This window comes from Desemzia sp. C1, from assembly GCF_020882875.1.
GTDB classification, from domain to species: Bacteria; Bacillota; Bacilli; order Lactobacillales; family Carnobacteriaceae; genus Desemzia; species Desemzia incerta.
This window is the reverse complement of sequence record NZ_JAJIZP010000003.1, coordinates 2,323,213-2,341,431: the sequence shown is the minus strand read 5'-3', so window position 1 is coordinate 2,341,431 and position 18,219 is coordinate 2,323,213. Positions and strand designations below refer to the sequence as shown.

17 protein-coding genes and 1 other annotated feature are annotated in these 18,219 nt (G+C 38.4%); all 17 genes read left to right on the top strand.

Going from position 1 to position 18,219, the window contains the following annotated elements; translation table 11 throughout:
- Positions 1 to 198 precede the first annotated feature (198 nt).
- Positions 199 to 247: a sequence feature (sodium ion sensor (DUF1646 type); this cis-regulatory element may regulate processes involved in with the transportation of sodium ions), on the top strand.
- 45 nt (positions 248 to 292) lie between these two features.
- The 17 genes from LMF32_RS11740 (at position 293) to rsmB (ending at position 18,157) form a co-directional block, all read left to right on the top strand.
- On the top strand, positions 293 to 619 hold the full coding sequence (locus tag LMF32_RS11740; RefSeq protein ID WP_230524846.1) for a hypothetical protein: 327 nt from the start codon (positions 293 to 295) through the stop codon (positions 617 to 619).
- Complete coding sequence (locus LMF32_RS11735; RefSeq protein ID WP_230524845.1) at positions 606 to 2,564, top strand: V-type ATP synthase subunit I; 1,959 nt, start codon at positions 606 to 608, stop codon at positions 2,562 to 2,564. Before LMF32_RS11740 ends, LMF32_RS11735 begins: the two co-directional genes overlap by 14 nt.
- Positions 2,565 to 2,601: 37 nt before the next feature.
- Entirely contained in the window at positions 2,602 to 3,081 is a 480-nt protein-coding gene (locus tag LMF32_RS11730; RefSeq protein ID WP_092480180.1) for a V-type ATP synthase subunit K, read from the top strand.
- A gap of 45 nt (positions 3,082 to 3,126) precedes the next feature.
- The gene (locus LMF32_RS11725) at positions 3,127 to 3,708 is read left to right on the top strand and encodes a V-type ATP synthase subunit E (RefSeq protein WP_230524844.1); all 582 of its coding nucleotides are present in this window, start codon (positions 3,127 to 3,129) and stop codon (positions 3,706 to 3,708) included.
- A gap of 15 nt (positions 3,709 to 3,723) precedes the next feature.
- Positions 3,724 to 4,728, top strand: a complete 1,005-nt coding sequence (locus LMF32_RS11720; RefSeq protein ID WP_092480178.1) for a V-type ATP synthase subunit C — start codon at positions 3,724 to 3,726, stop codon at positions 4,726 to 4,728.
- Positions 4,718 to 5,029, top strand: a complete 312-nt coding sequence (locus tag LMF32_RS11715) for a V-type ATP synthase subunit F (protein ID WP_092480177.1) — start codon at positions 4,718 to 4,720, stop codon at positions 5,027 to 5,029. Before LMF32_RS11720 ends, LMF32_RS11715 begins: the two co-directional genes overlap by 11 nt.
- A 12-nt stretch (positions 5,030 to 5,041) precedes the next feature.
- Positions 5,042 to 6,826, top strand: coding sequence for a V-type ATP synthase subunit A (locus LMF32_RS11710; protein WP_278046299.1), 1,785 nt, complete (start codon positions 5,042 to 5,044; stop codon positions 6,824 to 6,826).
- Positions 6,819 to 8,195 (top strand): V-type ATP synthase subunit B, encoded by a 1,377-nt coding sequence (locus LMF32_RS11705; protein ID WP_092480175.1) that lies wholly within the window; start codon positions 6,819 to 6,821, stop codon positions 8,193 to 8,195. The genes LMF32_RS11710 and LMF32_RS11705 overlap by 8 nt, the downstream gene beginning before the upstream one ends.
- A 6-nt stretch (positions 8,196 to 8,201) precedes the next feature.
- Entirely contained in the window at positions 8,202 to 8,831 is a 630-nt protein-coding gene (locus LMF32_RS11700) for a V-type ATP synthase subunit D (RefSeq protein WP_092480174.1), read from the top strand.
- A gap of 159 nt (positions 8,832 to 8,990) precedes the next feature.
- Complete coding sequence (locus tag LMF32_RS11695) at positions 8,991 to 10,358, top strand: patatin-like phospholipase family protein (protein WP_230524843.1); 1,368 nt, start codon at positions 8,991 to 8,993, stop codon at positions 10,356 to 10,358.
- A 131-nt stretch (positions 10,359 to 10,489) separates the two neighbouring features.
- Positions 10,490 to 10,717: a YdbC family protein gene (locus tag LMF32_RS11690; RefSeq protein ID WP_092480172.1), complete on the top strand. Its 228-nt coding sequence runs from the start codon at positions 10,490 to 10,492 to the stop codon at positions 10,715 to 10,717.
- A 47-nt stretch (positions 10,718 to 10,764) separates the two neighbouring features.
- Positions 10,765 to 11,379 carry a guanylate kinase gene (gmk, locus tag LMF32_RS11685; protein ID WP_092480171.1) on the top strand — a complete coding sequence of 205 codons (615 nt, stop codon included), beginning with the start codon at positions 10,765 to 10,767 and terminating at the stop codon, positions 11,377 to 11,379.
- 5 nt (positions 11,380 to 11,384) lie between these two features.
- Positions 11,385 to 11,600, top strand: coding sequence for a DNA-directed RNA polymerase subunit omega (gene rpoZ / locus LMF32_RS11680; RefSeq protein WP_092480170.1), 216 nt, complete (start codon positions 11,385 to 11,387; stop codon positions 11,598 to 11,600).
- Between the two features lie 540 nt (positions 11,601 to 12,140).
- A complete protein-coding gene (coaBC, locus tag LMF32_RS11675; RefSeq protein ID WP_092480168.1) occupies positions 12,141 to 13,346 on the top strand; it encodes a bifunctional phosphopantothenoylcysteine decarboxylase/phosphopantothenate--cysteine ligase CoaBC in 1,206 nt (401 codons plus the stop codon).
- A gap of 14 nt (positions 13,347 to 13,360) precedes the next feature.
- Positions 13,361 to 15,781, top strand: a complete 2,421-nt coding sequence (gene priA, locus LMF32_RS11670) for a primosomal protein N' (RefSeq protein ID WP_230524842.1) — start codon at positions 13,361 to 13,363, stop codon at positions 15,779 to 15,781.
- A gap of 65 nt (positions 15,782 to 15,846) precedes the next feature.
- On the top strand, positions 15,847 to 16,794 hold the full coding sequence (gene fmt, locus LMF32_RS11665) for a methionyl-tRNA formyltransferase (RefSeq protein ID WP_230524841.1): 948 nt from the start codon (positions 15,847 to 15,849) through the stop codon (positions 16,792 to 16,794).
- Complete coding sequence (gene rsmB / locus LMF32_RS11660) at positions 16,787 to 18,157, top strand: 16S rRNA (cytosine(967)-C(5))-methyltransferase RsmB (protein ID WP_188203765.1); 1,371 nt, start codon at positions 16,787 to 16,789, stop codon at positions 18,155 to 18,157. The genes fmt and rsmB overlap by 8 nt, the downstream gene beginning before the upstream one ends.
- Positions 18,158 to 18,219 lie beyond the last annotated feature (62 nt).

Genomic DNA, 18,219 nt, shown 5'->3' with positions numbered 1-18,219 from the left:
TTTGATATTTTTTAAATGTTTAAAATCATAAAGATGTCCAAAGTGGAATTATCGTATAAAGAGTAATTATTTATTACTCCTCTTAATAAAACCATTAATTTTTTGGTGAAGCAGTCGATATGGAAGGTGTAAGCTTTGTCAATGTTGACGCAATCACTGAAGTATGATAATGTTTTGTTAGTTGAATAAGCAACAAACGGTTGGGCATTAGCTTTCAAGAGAATCAAATCTTCTAGGGTGAGAAGATTCTCTTTGCTGATGCCCTTTTTTGTACATTTAAGGAGGTGATGGAATGGGTTTGGAAGCCGTAGAATATGTTAAACAAGCTGAAGAAAAGCTTGAAGAATTGAGACGAAACAGTCAAAATGAAGCAAAAAAAATCGTATCTGAAGCTGAACAAAAAGCTCAACAAAATAAAATAACCCTCGAACAAGAGTTAAGTGATTTTGAAAAGAGCGAAAAAGAAAAATATCACACTCTTTTAGAGGCTGATAAAGAAGCACTGGCTAAGGAAATTGAGCAAGAATCTGCAAAAATACAGCAAGTGGTTGAAAGAAACAAAGATGAAGTTGTCAATGAATTATTGAAGGTGGTGTTTAAACGTTATGGCAATAGCTAAAATGAAACAAATAACACTTTTAGCCGAACAAGCCAATAAAGAGCAGCTTTTAAGAGCGGTACAGGAGTTGCAGAAGCTTGAATTATTCGATTTGTCAGCTTTAGAAGAAAATGAATTGCTTGATTATTACTCAGCCACTGCTCAACCTGAAAATAGAGCGGAGCATGAGGAAAAAATGAAACTGATTCAAAGTACATTAGCGTATTTAAATCAATACGTTAAACAACCCAGTGCTTTGAAGAAAATGATGAAAGGTAGAAATCACTATACCTTGAAAGAACTGGAACAAAAAGTTTCGGCATTTTCGTTGGATCAAGTAATTGATGAAGTAAGACAAATCGAACGAAAAGTGATTGATATCCATCAACAAAGAAAGACTCTGACGGACACTGAGACTTTTCTAAGGAAATGGGAAGGTTTAGATTTCAACCCAAATGACTTAGATACGTTTAAAGTAACTACCGGAAAAATTGGAACCATTTCTTCTGCTAGTGCAGATAATTTCCAAGCTGCTTTAAAAGAGTCAAACGATGTATACGTTGAAGAGATTTTTCGTTACAAAGATGAAGCAGCCTATTTAGTTATTTCGCCGACAAATTCATTTGGTGAAATAAACGAGGTATTTAATCAATTCCAATTCACAAACTTGAATTATCCTTATCAACAGTTGCCGAAAAAAGAATTGAAGTCTGTATTGAATTCTTTGAGTCAGCTTTCGGAAGAAGAGAAAGACTTGAAAGCAACATTGCAGAACTACGATGTTCATATGGAGAATTTAAAATTGTCTGAGGAATATTACGCTAACTTAGTTCAGCGTAATAACGCTAAATCTTTGCTGTTGAATGGAAGCAGCTTATTTATTCTAAATGGTTGGTTGGAAGAAGAAGAAGTCAATGATTTGACGGTATTGTTGGATACACATGTCGGGCAAGAGAATTATGCCATTATGACAGATGAGATTCCTAAAAAACATTTCGATTTCGTCCCTACAGTTTTGAAAAACAATGCGTTAGTTGAGCCATTTGAAAGTGTTACAGAAATGTACAGTTTGCCAAAATACAATGATATAGATCCTACACCTTTTATGATGCCTTTTTATCTAGTCTTCTTCGGAATGATGAGTGCCGATCTAGGGTATGGTCTGGTTTTGATGTTAGGAACTTTTGCGGCAATGAAGTTTTTCAATATGGATAAAGGGATGGCAAGATTCATCAAATTCTTCCATCTGCTTTCTTACTCGGTTATCGTATGGGGTTTGATATACGGAAGTTTCTTTGGAGCGACCTTACCGATCCAGTTATTATCCACTACGGATGATGTTATAACCATACTATTGTTATCAGTAGTTTTCGGTTTTATCCAAATGGTATATGGATTGATTATCAATGGGGTTGTGAAATGGAAGCAGCAGCAACGGTCATCGAGTTATGTTGATGGTCTGGCTTGGGCAGGAGTGTTAATCGGTTTAGCTCTTTTAATCGTCGATATGATGATCATGCCAAATGCCATCATAAGAACCCTGTCTTATATCTTGATTTTTGCCAATGTAATAGGTATTATCCTTGTGTCTACAATGGCTTCTAAAAATAAAGGTCTAGGATTTGCTTTAGGGTTATATAATTTATATGGCGTGACCGGTTATGTCGGAGACTTGGTAAGTTATACTCGTTTAATGGCGCTAGGTGTATCTGGTGGTAGTATTGCGGTAGCATTCAATATGATCGTTCAATACTTGCCAACAGCAGCTCGTTTCAGTGTAGGAATTATACTGATTATTGCTTTGCACGCCTTAAATATCTTCTTAACTTATTTAAGTGCTTATGTGCATACAGCGCGCTTACAATATGTAGAGTTTTTCGGTAAGTTTTATGAAGGCGGCGGACGCCCGTTGTCCCCTTTAAAAACACTTGAAAAACATATTTATCTCAAAAAGGATACAAAATAAATAAAAATAGATTTATATATAAATGGAGGAATTACAAATGGAAAACTGGTTAACTTTTTTTGCTGAAAATAATGGTGGACTTATGTTTGCTGCATTAGGAGCAGCTATGGCAACAATCTTCGCAGGTATCGGATCTTCTAAAGGTGTTGGGATGACAGGGGAAGCAGCTGCTGCTTTAACGACAGAACAACCTGAAAAATTCGGTCAAGCATTGATTCTTCAATTGCTTCCAGGTACTCAAGGTCTTTACGGTTTCGTTATTGCTTTCTTGATTTTCTTGAATACAGGAGCAGATACTACTTTAGCTCAAGGTCTTTACATGTTTATGGCTGCTTTGCCAATCGCATTCACTGGTTTATTCTCAGGGATTTCTCAAGGACGCGTTGCTTCTGCAGGTATCCAAATTTTAGCTAAAAAACCTGAACATGCAACAAAAGGGATCATCTACTCAGCCATGGTTGAAACTTACGCAATCTTAGGATTCGTTATTTCATTCTTATTAGTATTAAACGGCTAGTCAGTTATTTATGGCCTGCAATATGAAAGAGAATGGAGGGAAAATATGGCTGACTTAAAATTACTCACAGATCGCTTAATGGAAAATGAGCGCTCAAAAACTCAAGTTTTGATCAAAGAAGCAGAAAAGGAAGCAGAAGAAATTTTGCGTGCCTCTGATGAAGCTTTAAAAGATGAAAAACAAAAGAGACAAGAGCGTATTCAAACTGAACAAAAAGCGCAATATGAGCAAGATAAAAATGCTTTATCGAATAAAAGAAGAAATGAACTGTTAACGGTAAAACAACATGCTTTGACAGATGTATTTGATTCGGCAAAAGAACGTATGGAACAATTGGATAATACTGAATTTCAACAGTTTTTTACCGCTGTTCTAGGGCAATACCAAGACAAAGAAGTGGACTTGATTTTAGGTGAAAAAACTCAACCGCTGGTTTCTCCTGAGTTTATCAGTGAGTTGAAGGAAACAACTAAGACAACGGTTCATTTAAAAGAAGAAACGATTGCTAAAACAGCTGGTTTTATTATTCGTCATAACGGTATTGATTACAACTATACGTTTGATGCTTTGATTGATGACATCAAAGAAGACGTTTTACCTACTGTGTCACAAAAACTGTTTCAATAAGGAGGAGGGGAATAAATGAGAGATACAGCTTTTGCTGGATCGAATGCACGAATTCGCGTTTATGAAAGCCAACTCCTTCAAAATGATCAATTTGAGCGTATGTTGCAAGCTAATAGTTTTGAAGAAGCGGCTCGGGTCTTAAGAGACACTCCTTATCGAAATGACGTGGATGAACTGCTAGAAACGAGAGATTATGATGAATTACTCTCTAAAGAACTACAACGTGTGTACGATGAAATGTTCAGCTTAAGTCCAGATCCTGCTTTGGTAGAACTTTTTTCCTTGCGTTATACGTACCATAATCTAAAGGTTCTCTTTAAAGCACGAATGACAGGAGAAAATTTTGATTCAATGCTGATTCCGATTGGAAAAAATCCAATGTCTGACTACCGTCAAGCCGTTGAGATCGGAAAGTCAGATGAGTTAGATCAAGCCTATATTGATAGTATTCAAGAAGTACTCGTTGCTGAGGAAGAATATAATTCTATACAGTCTGTAGATATCATTTTAGATCGTCGCTATTTTACTCATTTAAGATGGCTGGCTGAAAAAATAGATGATCGCGAAATTATCGATTTTGTGAAATATTATATTGATCTAAATAACTTGTCTACTTTGTCAAGAGCGATCAAACAACGCAAAAACCGGAATTTCTTAGTGACTATTTTATCTAGTTCTGGAAATATTCCGAAAGAAACTTTAGTTGAATTAGGCAAAGAAAGCTTAGAAACAGCTGGGAAATTGTTATCAGAAGGACCATTTGCTTCTATTGTTCAAGATTCGTTAGACCCAGAAACGCATGAGTTGTCTCCAGTGAAAGTAGACTTAGAGACGGATAATGCCATTATGGACAAAATGAAAGAAGCTAAATTGCAACCTTTTGGTGCACTTCCATTACTAGCCTTTATTCATGCTAAAGAAACAGAAGTGAAGAATTTACGGATGATTTTCGCAGGTAAAGAGAATAATTTGCCTATCGAGAGCGTCAGAGAAAGGATGCGTATGAACTATGGCTCATAAAATAGGTGTAGTTGGAGACAAAGATTCTATCTTACCTTTTAAAATGCTGGGTTTTGATGTTTTTTACGCATCTGAAGCTAAAGAAGCCAGAAAAATGGTTGATCAACTAGCGAAAAATGAATATGGAATCATTTACCTTACGGAAGAACTAGGGGCAAAGATTCCAGATACCATTAAGCGTTACGACAGCAAAATACAACCCGCAGTTATTTTGATCCCAAATCATACGGGAACATTGAATATCGGGAAACAACGTATTCAAGATAATGTTGAAAAAGCAGTGGGACAAAATATTTTATAGGAGGTAACCAGTTTGAACAAAGGAAAAATTGTTAGTGTCTCTGGACCGCTTGTTACGGCTGAAGGCATGGAACATGCCAATATCCAGGATATCTGTAAAGTCGGAAATCTTGGTTTGATTGGTGAAATTATTGAGATGCGAGGAAGCATTGCCTCCATTCAGGTATATGAAGAAACTTCAATGGTTGGACCAGGAGAACCAGTTGAAACAACAGGGGAAGCTCTGTCTGTTGAATTGGCTCCAGGAATCATGTCACAAATGTTTGACGGGATCCAAAGACCATTAGACACGTTTTTAAATCAAACACAAAGCAATTATCTTAACCGTGGGGTTTCCATTGAACCACTTGATCGCACAAAAAAATGGACTTTTGAACCAACTATTACAACCGGAACTAAAGTAACTGCTGGCGATATCGTTGGGCACGTTAAAGAGACTCCTGTAGTGGATCACAAAATCATGATCCCAATTGGAATTGAAGGAACAGTTACAGATGTTAAAGCTGGAGACTTCACTATTTCTGAAACGATTTATTCTGTAGAAACAGAAGAAGGCGTTAAAGATTTTACCATGACTCAAAAATGGCCTGTTCGTCGTGGACGTCCAGCTGCTCGTAAATTAAACCCAACAACTCCTTTAAAAACAGGACAACGAGTAATTGATACGTTGTTCCCAGTTGCTAAAGGTGGATCTGCGGCAGTACCTGGTCCTTTTGGAGCTGGTAAAACAGTCGTACAACATCAAATCGCTAAGTATGCAGATGTAGACATCGTAGTATACGTAGGTTGTGGTGAACGTGGAAATGAAATGACGGACGTTATTAACGAGTTCCCTGAATTGATCGACCCGAATACCGGCGAATCTATTATGGCTCGTACTATTTTGATTGCAAACACATCTAATATGCCCGTTGCGGCTCGTGAAGCCTCAATTTATACAGGTATCACTATTGCAGAATATTTCCGTGACATGGGATACAGTGTAGCTATCATGGCTGACTCGACTTCTCGTTGGGCGGAAGCATTGCGTGAGATGTCTGGACGTTTAGAAGAAATGCCTGGTGATGAAGGATATCCAGCTTATCTGGGTAGTCGTTTGGCTGAATTCTATGAACGTGCTGGAAAAGTCATCACATTAGGAAGCGAAGGCCGTGAAGGAAGCATCACTGCTATCGGTGCTGTTTCGCCTCCAGGTGGAGATACTTCTGAACCCGTTACTCAAAATACAATGCGTGTAGCAAAAGTATTCTGGGGATTAGATGCAGATTTATCTAGAAGACGTCACTTCCCGGCAATCAACTGGCTTGATTCTTATTCATTGTATTTGACTGAAATGACTAGTCATATCGGTGAAACACTAGGTGTAGACTGGAGCAGTATGGTAGCTCACAGCTCTTCTTTATTGCAAGATGAAGCTGAATTAGAAGAAATCGTTCAATTGGTCGGAGCTGAATCGTTATCTGAGAGAGATCGCTTGAAACTTGTGATCGCACGAATGATTCGTGAAGACTACTTGCAACAAAACGCTTTTGATGATGTAGATACAACGACTTCTCTTAAAAAACAATATGAAATGTTGCATACTATCTTAACATTTGAAGAAGAGTCGAAAAAAGGAATGGAATTAGGTGCCTACTTTGATGAAATCGTCAAAGGTACGGTAGATATCAGAGAGCGTATTGGTCGTGGTAAATTCTTACCTGAAGCAGAGATTGCTCAGTTTGAAGACATGCGTAACTCAATAAAAGAAACCATCCACCAAGTTGTTGAAAAAGGAGGAATGGATACAGATGCTTAAAGAATACCGTACAATTAATGAAGTTGTAGGTCCTTTGATGACTGTTGAAGGCGTTGAAGGTGTAAAATTTGATGAATTAGTAGACATTCAAATGCAAAATGGCGAAAAACGTCGAGGACAAGTATTGGAAATCGATGGCGACAAAGCTATGGTCCAAATCTTCGAAGGTCCGTCTGGAATCAACTTGAAAGATACAAAAGTTCGTTTTACAGGAAAACCGTTATCTTTAGGCGTTTCTGAGGACATGGTTGGACGTGTGTTCACTGGGATGGGTGAGGTCAACGATGGTGGTCCTCAAATCATTCCTGAAAAAACATTGGATATCAACGGTGAAGCGATCAATCCGATGGCTCGTGATTATCCGGATGAATTTATTCAAACAGGAATCTCTAGTATTGACCATTTGAACACATTAGTTCGTGGACAAAAATTGCCAGTATTCTCTGGTTCAGGTTTGCCGCATAAAGAATTAGCTGCTCAAATTGCTCGTCAAGCAACTGTTTTAAACTCTGATGAGAAATTTGCTGTTGTGTTCGCAGGTATAGGGATCACTTTTGAAGAAGCTGAATTCTTTATGGAAGATTTCCGTAAAACGGGTGCTATCGACCGTTCAGTAGTCTTCTTGAACTTAGCAAATGACCCAGCGATCGAACGTATCGCTACACCTCGTATGGCACTGACAGCTGCTGAATATTTAGCTTACGAAAAAGGGATGCATGTATTGGTTATCATGACCGACATGACAAACTACTGTGAAGCTTTACGTGAAATTTCTGCAGCACGTCGTGAAGTACCTGGTCGTCGTGGTTATCCTGGTTACTTGTATACCAACTTAGCAACGTTGTTTGAACGTGCTGGCCGTTTGGTAGGAACATCAGGGTCAGTTACTCAGATTCCTATCTTAACGATGCCTGAAGATGATATCACTCATCCAATCCCAGATTTAACTGGATACATTACTGAGGGACAAATCATTCTTTCGAGAGATTTGTACAACAATAATGTCCAACCTCCAATCGATGTATTGCCTTCTTTATCTCGTCTAAAAGATAAAGGAACTGGAGAAGGAAAAACCAGAAAAGATCATTCTGCAACCATGAACCAATTGTTCGCGGCGTATGCAGAAGGGAAAAAAGCGAAAGAATTAGCAGTAGTATTAGGTGAATCAGCTTTATCAGATACAGACAAGAAATTTGCTGCATTTGCTACTGAATTTGAAGAAAAATATGTCAACCAAGGTTTCTATACGAATCGTACGATTGAAGATACGTTAGACTTAGGTTGGGAGTTATTGTCTATCTTGCCTAGAACTGAATTGAAACGGATTAAAGATGACATGTTAGATGAATACTTACCGAAAGGGGAGTGAGTCTAAATGGCTAGGTTGAATGTTAATCCGACTCGTATGGAACTGGCAAATTTGAAAGACAGACTCAGTTTGGCAAGTCGTGGACACAAATTATTAAAAGATAAACAAGATGAATTGATGCGTCAGTTTATTGAGTTGATCAAAAAAAATAATGAACTGCGTACTGTTGTAGAGGGGAAATTGATTTCTGCAATGCAATCTTTCGTTATGGCGAAATCATTGTTAAACGAAAAATACATTGAAGAGTTAGTGGCTGTTCCTCCGCGCAGCGTTAGTTTAAGTGTCTATGAAAAAAACATCATGAGTGTAAATGTACCGGTCATGAACTTCGATTATTCAGAAGAAGAGGCTAATCCAAGTGATGTCCCATATGGATATCTGAACTCTAACAGCGAGTTGGATGTTTCGATAGAAGAAATGTCTGCCGTTATGAAAGAGTTGTTGGAACTCTCTGAAATCGAAAAAACATGTCAATTATTGGCAGATGAGATCGAAAGTACAAGACGTCGAGTAAATGCTTTAGAGTACCGTACGATTCCACAATTAGAAGAAACGATTTACTTCATTCAAATGAAATTAGATGAGAGCGAGCGTGCTGAAATCACTCGCTTGATGAAAGTTAAAGACATGGGCTAAGTCCTGTGTGCATTTGCTGGATAGATTTTTTATTTGAAATGTCTTCAAAAGAAGAGAAAAACCAGTTTAGATGGTTTTTCTCTTCTTTTTATTTTGGTTACCGCATAGTTCTAGGTATACTAAGGATAAAGCTGCAATCGATAGGAGTTGATTATTGGAATGAGTGAAGAGAGGTATGTAAAAACAGAAAGCTCTCGAGTGGCATTAGTTCTTGGAGGAGGGGGCGCACGAGGATCTTATCAGGTCGGCGTGTGGAAAGCTATCAGAGAATTAGGCATTCAGCCGGATATCATTACGGGTACTTCTGTAGGAGCTTTAAATGGGGCAGCGATTTTACAAGGTGATTATGAACTTGTTGAGCAGATGTGGAAAGAGTTGGAAATTAAAAACGTGGTTGAATTTGAACTGCCTGAAAAACCATCCAGCTTTAATGAATATGGAGCAGTTCTCAGCAAATTTATACTGACCGCTATTAAAAATAGAGGGATCAGCTCCAAACCGCTTCATACCTTAATCAAAGAATTCATTATCGATGAGAAAAAGATTCAAGAAAGCGGAATCGATTTCGGAATAACCGTTACCGAACTCTCTTCTAGAGAACAACAAACTTATTATTTAGAGGATATTCCATACGGACAGCTGGATTTGTATTTGTTAGCCAGTGCCTCGCTTTACCCGGCAATGTCTTTTACTGAAATTGAAGGCAAGCATTATGCAGACGGAGGATACAGAGAAAATGTTCCAGTTGATCCAGCGTTAACTAAACAGCCAGATCTCTTGATCATAGCAGACATCAATACCAATGGAAAAATAAGAGACTATACGATTCCTGATGAAATCGAGACACATCATATCACAAGCAAATGGCCATTGGGGGATATGCTGCTTTTTGATGGAAGCCGAGCAAAAGTCAATATTCAATTAGGTTACTTGGACACAATGAAGAGTTTTGAAATGTATGAAGGCTCTTGGTATACATTCGATAAAGACAGTCTTCAACAGCACTCTAAACGATTCTACAAACAACTTGCGGATTTTTTATTGACGGTAAATGACGATGTGAAAAGTTACTTGCATCAAGAAGAAAACCAATTGTTTTTGTTGGGGCAGCTCAATACTGAATGGATGGGGATGATGGGGAAAAAAGAACTCCCATATGCTCTATATGAACTGACAGGGAAAATGCTTCATATCCCTCCTACAAAAGTGTATGAGTTTAACGAATTTGAGCAAGAAATATTGGATCGTTATGAACGAATGACGAATGAAACGTCTTTTCAAGATTTAGTAAAAGTACTGCAAAACAACCGCACTTATGATTTTGTAAAAACGGCCAAAGAATGGCAGGAAGAATTGAAAGAAAGCATCCCGTTTTTGTCTCCTCTAAAAGTGTGCTTTTACTTTTTATCTGTACTAGAGAACGAAAATGCAAATGCTTTTAAAGACTGGAAAGGACAACTATTGATTCGAATATATCCTTATCCATTTGCGATAGCATTATTTTTGTACTTTCTGAAACAAAAATAAGATAAATTAATCATGAAAGACTAAGGAAAGCAAAAAAGTTGTTTAGTAAATGGCGGATTTATGTTAAAGTAGAAGGTAAGCAAAAAAATCTTTGATACTTGCTCAATCTTTTTTGAACGAGGTGAATAAATATGGCACAAAAATTTTCTTTTGAAATCAAAGAAGAACTTTTAGTCCTTTCTCAAAATGCTAAAGGCTGGCAGAAAGAATTAAACTTGGTGAGTTGGAATGGAAATCCGCCCAAATTTGATTTACGTGATTGGTCTCCTGAACATGAAAAAATGGGCAAAGGAATTACCTTAAGCAATGAAGAAATGAAAAAGTTGACAGATTTTTTAAAAGAGTCTGAATTTATGTAATGAGGATTATCTTTAAGTGGAAACTGTTTAGATAGGAAGGGTAACGTATGACTGAACGTGGTTTATTGATTGTTCTTTCTGGACCATCCGGTGTAGGAAAAGGAACAGTCAGAAAAGCAATTTTTGATAGTGGAGAAATTGATTTTGAATATTCTATCTCTATGACGACTCGTCAAAAACGAGCGGGCGAAGAAGATGGAGTAGATTACTTTTTTAGATCTAAAGAAGTATTTGAGCAACTGATTGAAGATGGTGGATTATTGGAATATGCTGAATATGTTGGGAACTATTATGGCACGCCGCTTGAATATGTTGAACAGACTTTAAGTAGTGGAAAAGATGTATTCCTTGAGATTGAAGTAAATGGAGCAAAACAAGTACGTGAAAAAATGCCAGAGGGTATTTTTATTTTTTTAACTCCGCCAGATATAATGGAACTCAAATCGCGTATTCTTAATCGAGGCACTGAAAAAATCGCTTTGGTCGAACAACGTTTAGAAAAAGCCGTCGAAGAAATCAAAATGATGGATCACTATGACTATGCTGTCGTGAATGACAAAGTAGAAAATGCTGTCACGAAAATCAAGCATATCATCGAAAGTGAACACTTAAAAGTACCTAGAGTAATCAATAGATATAAAAAAATTGTTGAGGAGATGTAAAAATTATGATGTTAGATCCTTCTATAGACGCATTACTAGAGAAAATTGATTCAAAATATTCACTAGTCATCGTTTCAAGTAAAAGAGCTTACGAATTAGATGATAAAGCTATGCCAATGTTGGAAGAATACAAATCGTATAAAAACGTAGGAAAAGCTTTAGAAGAAATAGCAAGCGGAGATTTGGTCATCGACCCAACAACCGTAGACCCTGAAGTATAATTTAAAAGACAAAAGAGTGGAACAGACAAATGTTCCACTCTTTTATTTTTAGAGAGCGGAGCGAGGCGTTCAGCTTACTGGATAGCATCCGGATTTGACCAGTTAGGTGTTTTATCTAACAGGTCAAATCCAGATGATAGACATGTAAGCTGCCTCGCGCAGCTCGTTTTAAAAGTAGAGAGCGTTTAGGGTTCCGTAGAGTTCGATTTCCCCTCTTTTAATTGGGTGGTCTTTCCCAATAAAAGAGGGGAAACGAAACCATAGGAGACCTGCTCTGTCCAGCTCGTTTTAGAAGGATCTGACCAGTTAGGCGTTTTACCTAACAGGTCAGATCCAGATGATAGACATGTAAGCTGCCTTGCGTAGCTCATTTTAAAAGCAGAGCGTTTAGCTTGTTGAATATGAACCCGATGAGACACGCAAAAAGCCATTTTAAAAATCCCCTTGGAGTATTTTTATTCAAGAAGACAAACGGAAGTATTTTTAGTAGAATAGAGAAGAATGCACAGATAAAGTGCTTTAAAGATCGGGGGACTTTAAGTGTTAAAAGGGAAAAAAATAGCGGTATACATTACTGGCGGGATAGCGGCGTATAAGGCAGCTGATTTGGTGAGACGTTTGATCAAACAAGGAGCTGAAGTGCGAGTCGCCATGACAAAAGCGGCAACAGAATTTATTACACCGTATACTTTACAGATTTTGAGTAAAAATGAAGTCTTTACGAATGTATTTGAAGATAAAGACCCAGCTGAAGTGAGCCACATCCACTTAGCAGACTGGTCAGAATTAGCAGTTGTAGCACCTGCTACAGCGAATGTTATGGCAAAAATGGCTCATGGAATAGCGGATGATTTTGTGACAACGACTTTATTAGCTACAACAGCGCCTGTTTTTATTGTACCTGCGATGAACACGCACATGTTAGAAAATCCAGCAACGGTCAGAAATTGGGAACGATTAGAGCAAGACGGACATTTTGTGATGGAACCCGATACGGGATTTTTAGCAGAAGGATATGAAGGAAGAGGCCGTTTTCCAGAGCCTGAAGCTATTGTTGAAGCTATCCAAGAATATTTGATCCGACAACAGACTGATTTACCTTTGAGTGGTAAAAAAGTAGTTGTTACAGCGGGCGGAACAAAGGAACGGATTGATCCAGTCCGTTACATTACGAATGATTCATCGGGTAAGATGGGGTACCAATTAGCTATGGCTGCTAGAGATAAAGGGGCGAAAGTAGTGTTGATCTCTGCTTCTACGCAATTAAAACACCCTTTTGGAATGGAAGTTGTTGCCGTAGAATCTGCTCAGCAGATGTCAGATGCTGTGTTCAAGGAGTTCGAATCAGCAGACATCGTTATTATGGCAGCGGCAGTGTCGGATTATACACCAGAAACGCAAGCGACCCAAAAAATCAAGAAAAAAGAAAACCAAATGGTTATATCTTTAGCTAAAACGCAAGATATTTTAGCGACCATGGGGCAGCAAAAAAGTCATCAATTTTTAGTTGGTTTTGCGGCTGAAACCCATGATGTTGCAGAATATGCTATGGGGAAATTAGAAAAGAAAAATGCGGATATGATTGTAGCCAATGATGTTTCTAAACCTCATGCAGGATTTAACAAAGAAACAAATGAAGTTACGTTATTTTCCAAAGATACCCCACCTATAGAATTATCTGTGCGATCAAAAAGAGACATCGCAGATAGTATCATTCAAGAAGTGATTCAGAAATTGAGCAAATAAAGGTGTGAACACTAGTGAATTTAATTGCTAAAGTTATTGTTGACGTACCGACGATGCAAACAAATCAACCGTATGATTATCAGATCCCAGATCAATTCAAAGATCAAATCCAACCAGGGATGCGAGTCGAAGTTCCTTTTGGTCAAGGGAAAAGAGTTGTTCAGGGATTTGTGGTATCAATAGTTGAAGAACCTTCATTTACTGGAGCATTGAAAAACATCACAGGTGTAATGGATCTGCATCCGGTTTTGAACGATGAATTGATCCAATTAGGAAAAGACATGGCTGAAAAAACTTTCAGCTTTCGAATTACTTGTTATCAGACTATGCTTCCAGCTGTACTGAGAGCTAAATACGAAAAAACCATTCGTCTCATTGATGATATTGATGAAGACTTGTTTTTTGAATTGTTTAAAGGGAAAGACGAACTGACATGGGAAGATGCGGTCAATCGTGATTTGCTGCCTCAATTAGCCCAGCTGAAAAAGCAAGAGCGTGTAGAAGTCGTGTATTCAGTCAAAAATCGCGCAAACAAAAAGAAAAGAAGAATGATCAAACCCGCTTTGTCATTTGAACAACTAGAAGAAGAAAAAATGGGCTTACGAAAAACGGCTAAAAAGAAACTCGAGTTGTTAGAAGTGTTGCAGACTCTCTCTCTCGCTGACCAATCGATCAGCAGTCAAGAATTGAGCAAAAACTATCAGTTGACCTCATCCCATATTCGTGATGGAGAAAAGAAAAACTGGTTGACAGTCTATGAAGAAGAAGTTTATCGTGATCCATTTGAATCACAAGATTTCAAACAAACAGACTCTCATACTCTGACTTCCCATCAACAAGCTGCATTTGATAAGATACAAGAAGCCGTGAAACAAGAACGTGCTGAAACGTTCTTATTAAGAGGTGTAACAGGGAGCGGGAAAACAGAGATCTACCTTCAAACCATCGCTTCTGTGTTAGAAAAAGGACAAACCGCATTGATGTTGGTTCCTGAAATCGCTCTGACTCCACAAATGGTAACGAGTTTTAAAGGACGTTTTGGAGAGAAAGTAGCTGTGTTGCACAGCGGCTTATCAGATGGAGAAAAGTACGATGAGTGGCGGAAAATCGAACGAGAAGAAGCCAAGGTAGTTGTAGGGGCGCGTTCTTCCATTTTTGCTCCTGTGAAAAACTTAGGAGTTATCATTATGGATGAGGAACATGAAACAAGCTACAAACAAAGTGAAAATCCGCGTTATCATGCTCGTGATGTAGCGTTGTGGCGTTCTGAATTCCATAATTGTCCGCTGATTTTAGGTAGTGCGACACCTTCTTTAGAATCACGCGCAAGAGCACAAAAAAAGGTTTACACCTTAGTGGAACTACCAGAACGGGTAAACAAAAAAGTGTTGCCTGAAGTAGAGATTATCGATATGCGAGATGAAGGCAAAAACGGCAATCGCAGTAGTTTCTCAATTCAGCTGCAAGAAAAAATTCGTGACCGGTTAGCTAAAAAAGAGCAGATCGTATTGATGTTGAATCGAAGAGGGTATTCTTCATTTGTGATGTGCCGAGATTGCGGATTTGTTTTACCTTGTCCGAATTGTGATATTTCATTGACACTTCATATGGATACTAAAAGTATGAAATGCCATTACTGCGGTCATGAGGAGAGAATCCCTCATACATGTCCAGTTTGCAAAAGTTCAAAAATTCGGTATTATGGTACAGGTACGCAAAAAATACAAGAAGAATTGGAACAAGTCATTCCTGAAGCAAGAGTGATTCGGATGGACGTGGATACGACTCGTAAAAAAGGTGCTCACGAGAAAATACTGAGTGCGTTCGGCAACCATGAAGCAGACATCTTGCTGGGAACGCAAATGATCGCTAAGGGTTTAGATTTTCCGAATATTACGTTGGTGGGTGTGTTGAATGCTGATACTTCACTAGGTTTACCAGATTTCAGGTCCAGCGAAAAAACCTTTCAGTTGTTGACTCAAGTGAGTGGAAGGGCAGGAAGAGCGGAGTTGACTGGTGAAGTCATCGTGCAAACGTATAACCCTGAACATTACGCTATCCAATTGGCTCAAATGCATGATTACAACCAATTCTATAAAACAGAGATGATTATTCGTCACCGTGGAAATTATCCACCTTATTATTTTACAGTGTCTATCACTGCTAGTCATGAAGACGAAAAAAAAGCGGCCAAAAAGATGTATGAGATCGTCAACTTTTTAGCGCCTCATTTGCAAAAAGAGACCATTGTATTAGGCCCTACGCCAAAATCGATCGCCAGAGTGAACAATCGCTTTTATTATCAAGTTTTGATCAAATATAAAACCGAACCGCAATTGATTCCTTTGCTGCATCAGATTATCAATGAATCTCAAAAAGAAATGGCTAAGGGATTAATGATCGCGATAGATAAAGAACCGCAACAATTCATGTAAAAAGAAATGATAAAAAATTGACAGATTCTCACTATCCACACGAGAAGATGAAGGAGTTAAGACAAATGAAAATAGTTTTTATGGGGACACCAGCTTTTTCAGTACCAATTTTAGAAGCCTTAGTACAATCTTCTTATGAAGTGATCGCAGTTGTTACTCAACCGGATCGCCCAGTAGGACGAAAAAAAATATTGACTCCATCACCAGTAAAGAAAGCTGCTTTGGAGCACAATATTGAGGTGTTGCAACCAGAAAAAATCTCAGGCTCACAAGAAATGGAAAGAATCATGGCTTTGGAACCTGATTTGATCGTGACAGCCGCTTTTGGACAGTTTTTACCTACTAAACTGTTGAATGTGCCTCGCTTTGGTTCGATCAATGTCCACGCTTCTTTGTTGCCTAAATATCGAGGAGGCGCTCCTGTTCATTATGCTTTGATCAATGGAGAGACAGAAACGGGCGTCTCTATTATGTATATGGAGAAGAAAATGGATGCCGGAGATGTGATCTCGCAAAAATCCCTTCCAATCACGCGTAACGATGATGTAGGAACTTTATTTGACCGCTTAAGTCTATTGGGAAGAGACTTGTTGATGGAGACTATCCCTCATATTATTGACGGAACCATTGATCCGGTCAAGCAAGATGAAACGCAAGTGACTTTTTCTCCAAATATCACTCGAGAACAAGAAGTTTTGGACTGGAACAAAGAAGCCAAGCAAATTGATTTTCAAGTTCGAGGAATGCGTCCATTCCCAGGTGCTTATACCTTTTTAAATGGGGAAAGATTTAAGATTTGGGCTGTTACACCTCTTTCTAACCAAACTGACCAGGAACCAGGAACCATTGTAGATATCCAAAAAGAGTCTATTTTAGTAGCTTGCGGCAATGGGACTGTTGTACAGTTAGACGAAGTTCAGCCAGCTGGGAAAACAAGAATGTCAGTTGCGGCTTATATCAGCGGATTAGGCAGTCAATTAACACCAGGAGAGGTTTTGGGAAAACATGAGTGAAGAACAACCAACAGGTAAACGTACTATAAAGAAAACAAGTCGTTTCCAAGCATTGCAAATTTTAGAAAAAACAGAAAAAAGCGGTTCGTATTCGAATCTTCTTTTGAACGAAGCCATTCAAAAAAATAACTTAACTCCAGCGGATGCACGTTTGATGACAGAATTGGTGTACGGGGTTTTACAACACAAAATTACCTTAGACTACTATTTGAGTCGATTTGTGAAAAAAAATCAAAAAGTCGACCCATGGGTAAGCAATTTATTGAGAATGTCAGTATATCAAATGGTTTACCTGGAAAGAATTCCTAGTCATGCCATTTTGTTTGAAGCCGTTGAAATCGCAAAAAAACGCGGCCATGTCGGTATCAGCAAATTCGTGAACGGTATTTTACGAAATGCAGAACGCAAAGGATTTCCTTCTGTAGAAGATATCGAAGATCCTATCGAACGGTTGAGTGTGACGTATAGTTTGCCTAAATGGTTAGTAGAAAAATTTGTTTATGAAATTGGTTATGAAGAGACGGAAGCGTTGGGAGAATCATTGTTGATGTCCAGCCATTCAAGTGCACGGGTAAATCGTAAACTGACTACAGTCCAAGAAGCTTTGGATTATATGGAAGAAGAAGGCTTTTATGTGCGCCAGAGTGAACTGTCTACGGATGGTATCGTAAGCGACAGCGGACATTTTGCTTCTTCAGAATTGTTCAAAAACGGGAAAATAACCATTCAAGATGAAACATCCATGCTGGTAGCTCCAGCTTTACAAGTAGAGCCTCATCACCAAGTATTAGATGCTTGTGCAGCACCAGGTGGAAAAACGACTCATATTGCGGCCTATCTTTCTAAAGAAGCCGGAGGAAAAGTAACTGCACTGGACTTGCATAAGCACAAAGTAAAACTGATCAATGAGAATGCTCGCAGATTGCAAGTGGATGATGTAGTAGAAGGCCTTGAACAAGACGCACGAAAAGTGAAAGACGTCTTTGAGGATGAAACATTTGATCGTATACTAGTAGATGCACCATGTTCTGGATTGGGATTGATGCGCAGAAAACCAGATATCAAATACACTAAACGACCAGAAGACTTTGATCAGCTGCACAATATTCAAATGGCTATTTTAAATGAAGTAGCTCCTAAATTAAAATCTGGTGGACTTCTTGTCTATAGTACATGTACAATAATCAAAGAAGAAAATCATCAGACTGTAGCGGCTTTTTTGTCACAGCATCCAGAGTTTGAAAAAGAAGACGTATTTGTTGAAGGTCCTGCCAAAGATTGTTTAGAAGACAACTTATTAACTATTTATCCGCATCATTTTGATTCTGATGGATTCTTTATCAGTGCCTTAAGGAAGAAATAAACTAAGGAAATCTCGAAGAAAAGTAAAATCTGAGAGATTCTCCTTTTTACTGCCTTGATCAG

Excerpts from the sequence above, each read along its gene's own strand:
- LMF32_RS11740 (WP_230524846.1), top strand. The coding sequence starts at position 293 with ATGGGTTTGGAAGCCGTAGAATATGTTAAACAAGCTGAAGAAAAGCTT.
- LMF32_RS11735 (WP_230524845.1), top strand. The coding sequence starts at position 606 with ATGGCAATAGCTAAAATGAAACAAATAACACTTTTAGCCGAACAAGCC.
- LMF32_RS11730 (WP_092480180.1), top strand. The coding sequence starts at position 2,602 with ATGGAAAACTGGTTAACTTTTTTTGCTGAAAATAATGGTGGACTTATG.
- LMF32_RS11725 (WP_230524844.1), top strand. The coding sequence starts at position 3,127 with ATGGCTGACTTAAAATTACTCACAGATCGCTTAATGGAAAATGAGCGC.
- LMF32_RS11720 (WP_092480178.1), top strand. The coding sequence starts at position 3,724 with ATGAGAGATACAGCTTTTGCTGGATCGAATGCACGAATTCGCGTTTAT.
- LMF32_RS11715 (WP_092480177.1), top strand. The coding sequence starts at position 4,718 with ATGGCTCATAAAATAGGTGTAGTTGGAGACAAAGATTCTATCTTACCT.
- LMF32_RS11705 (WP_092480175.1), top strand. The coding sequence starts at position 6,819 with ATGCTTAAAGAATACCGTACAATTAATGAAGTTGTAGGTCCTTTGATG.
- LMF32_RS11700 (WP_092480174.1), top strand. The coding sequence starts at position 8,202 with ATGGCTAGGTTGAATGTTAATCCGACTCGTATGGAACTGGCAAATTTG.
- LMF32_RS11695 (WP_230524843.1), top strand. The coding sequence starts at position 8,991 with ATGAGTGAAGAGAGGTATGTAAAAACAGAAAGCTCTCGAGTGGCATTA.
- LMF32_RS11690 (WP_092480172.1), top strand. The coding sequence starts at position 10,490 with ATGGCACAAAAATTTTCTTTTGAAATCAAAGAAGAACTTTTAGTCCTT.
- gmk (WP_092480171.1), top strand. The coding sequence starts at position 10,765 with ATGACTGAACGTGGTTTATTGATTGTTCTTTCTGGACCATCCGGTGTA.
- rpoZ (WP_092480170.1), top strand. The coding sequence starts at position 11,385 with ATGATGTTAGATCCTTCTATAGACGCATTACTAGAGAAAATTGATTCA.
- fmt (WP_230524841.1), top strand. The coding sequence starts at position 15,847 with ATGAAAATAGTTTTTATGGGGACACCAGCTTTTTCAGTACCAATTTTA.
- rsmB (WP_188203765.1), top strand. The coding sequence starts at position 16,787 with ATGAGTGAAGAACAACCAACAGGTAAACGTACTATAAAGAAAACAAGT.